Origin of the sequence: Cupriavidus phytohabitans (assembly GCF_000426345.1) — a bacterium.
In the GTDB taxonomy this organism is placed as follows: Bacteria; Pseudomonadota; Gammaproteobacteria; order Burkholderiales; family Burkholderiaceae; genus Cupriavidus.
Genome location: NZ_AUFE01000197.1, coordinates 1 through 2399 on the forward strand (window position 1 = coordinate 1; position 2399 = coordinate 2399).

A 2399-nucleotide genomic window follows, 5' to 3' on the forward strand; every position below is an offset into this window, starting at 1 on the left:
CCAGGCTGCGGCCGTCCCGTTTCATGAGCGCACTCCTCAATGACTATCGCTCAAGCATAGAACATTTGTCCGCTAAATTCCTGACTTATGAGTAAATACCAATGCGTATCCTCAACGTGGACATGGCCGAGGTAAGCCGACAGAATCGGCAGACGGCGCTCGGGATCCTGTCCGGACTGGTACCAGTGTACAAGCGTGTTCGTCGCAAACACGTGTCTCATGTCATGCAGACGCGGCCCGTGACTGTCGGATGCCCCACGCAAGCCAATCTGCCGCGATAACGCGTAAAAAGTGCGATGAATGGCACCGGTGTCCATCCTATTGCCCCGGCTGGAGACAAATAGGTAGGAAGATACCGGTCGCCCCGCCCAATGACGTTCGCGTCGTGCGATATAGTCCGCGAGCACCTTGCAGGTCGAGGCATGCAAAGGAAGGAGTCTGGACTTGCCGAGCTTCGCGCCGCGGATCGTTAATATCGCCTCCGTCAGATCCACGTCCTGAATCTCGAGATTGAGCGCTTCACCCAGACGCATGCCCGACACGCTTAACAACCCGAACAAGCAATGATAGGTCCAGGGCAGCAGTGCACCTCGTTCATAGCGGTGTGGCATCTTAAGCGAAGCCCGCAATAGTGCGCGGATCTCGTTGGCCGAGTATAGGTACGGCCGAGCCCGCCTCGGTTGAAACGGCAACAAGGCCCGCGCCGGTATCTCTGTGCGGCGATCGGTGGCACTGCGATATCGCGCAAAATCGCGTACAAAGCCCAGTCGTCGCGCCCATTGCGCGGGTTGGACATTTGATGATTGCTGAGCCCAGGTTAATGCCAGCGCCTGGGTCACGTATGACGCACGATGCCGCTCCATGAACGCGACGAAGTCCTGCAAAGCCTTGCCTGCCTCCTTCAGCTTGAATCCCAGGCTGCGTCTCAGACTGAGGTAATCCTGAACGGCCTGCCGAAGCGTATTCATCGTACACCTCCGGGCCAGGGCAAAGCGAGTGTGCGCAATGCTTTGATGTCGACCATGGTATAGATCTTCGTGGTCTGTGGATGACGATGACCCAACAGCTCGCCGATCTCGCTGAGCGAAGCTCCATGGTTCAACATCTGGGTGGCCAGGCCGTGGCGGAACTGATGGGCACCCCTCGTGGGCGCGTCGATGCCTGCGCACTGAAGCGAATGCCGGACGAGGGAGCCGACGCCACTTCGCCCAAAGCCTGTGATCGGCGCCCTTGCACGTAAAAATACGCGGCGACTGGCGCTCTTCGGCCGCCCGTGTTGCAAGTAGGCGGCGATGGCCTTGCCGACGTCCGCGGGTAACGGTAGCTCGTTGCGTTGTCCACTCCTGCCGTGCACGCTCAATTGGCCCGCGCCCCAGTCGATATCATCGAGCTCAAGAAAGGCTATCTCACCAGCGCGCAACCCTAGTCGCGCGAGCAGTAGCAAGATGGCATAGTTGCGGCGACCGACCGCAGTCTGTCGATTGATGCTAGCCAGCAGTTGCCGCGTCTGGTCAGCAGAAATCGCACGAGGAATGGACGGCATTGACCAGTTGGCGACGACTGGAACGGCGGCAGCCAGGTCCAACGTAGTATCGCCGCGATAGCGCGCATAACGTAGAAAAGATCGCAGCGCTGTAGTCATGAGCTTCGCGCGCTTCAGATGTAGACGCAGTGCCTGACATTGCACAAAGCTCACGACATCGCCGGCACGCAAACGCGAAAGCCTGATGGGCCCGTCATCAAAGCAATGTTCGAGAAACTCCCTGATGAACGGCACGTAGTAGACGATCGTCGCTTTGGACAGGGCGCGCGCCTCGTGCAGATACTCAATATAAGCCAGGGTACAGGACTCTATCGGGGTCAGCCGACGCGCGGGCATCCTCTGCGCCGAAATCAGCCTCTCACGATCGAGAAAGGCGATGAGATGTCCGAGCGCAGCCCGATCGTCAAGGTATGATCGGACATGCCGGGCGCGATAACGTAAATACCACGTCGCGTGCTCGAGGCAGATGTCCCGCGCACCGACGCCTCTCTGCTTTAGCCATCGGCTAAAATGTGCCGCGATTCGGACCTGCAGCTTCAGCAACTGCCCGCTGTATCCCTGCGCGCTTAGCTCATTCGCAAAGGATGCCAAATGGGCTGCAAGCGGACCTTCTGGCGCTTTAGCAAGTGTGACCTGATCATGGATGATGTACTTCACGATGACCTCCTTCCCCGGCGTGGGGAGCGGGTGGAAGGAGTCAAGATTATCTCTATCTGGCGTCGCCCGTTTGCCTTGAAAAACGTGCCATCACGCGATTACAAGACATAATCCGGAAGGGTAGATAGTCGGACCTGAAAAATTCAGTCTGAGAGCTCAGCGTGACTGAAAGGCGGAGGATTCTGGGCCCTCATCAAAC

At 58.1% G+C, this 2399-nt stretch carries 2 protein-coding genes; both read right to left on the minus strand.

Going from position 1 to position 2399, the window contains the following annotated elements; all coding sequences use genetic code 11:
* Positions 1 to 50 precede the first annotated feature (50 nt).
* The gene (locus tag K309_RS0134565; protein WP_029050432.1) at positions 51 to 968 is read right to left on the minus strand and encodes a tyrosine-type recombinase/integrase; all 918 of its coding nucleotides are present in this window, start codon (positions 966 to 968) and stop codon (positions 51 to 53) included.
* Positions 965 to 2200: a site-specific integrase gene (locus K309_RS0134570; RefSeq protein ID WP_029050433.1), complete on the minus strand. Its 1236-nt coding sequence runs from the start codon at positions 2198 to 2200 to the stop codon at positions 965 to 967. The genes K309_RS0134565 and K309_RS0134570 overlap by 4 nt, the downstream gene beginning before the upstream one ends.
* Positions 2201 to 2399 lie beyond the last annotated feature (199 nt).

Bases quoted from the DNA above. Each gene is read 5' to 3' on its own strand.
- K309_RS0134565 (WP_029050432.1), bottom strand. From the start codon at position 968: ATGAATACGCTTCGGCAGGCCGTTCAGGATTACCTCAGTCTGAGACGC.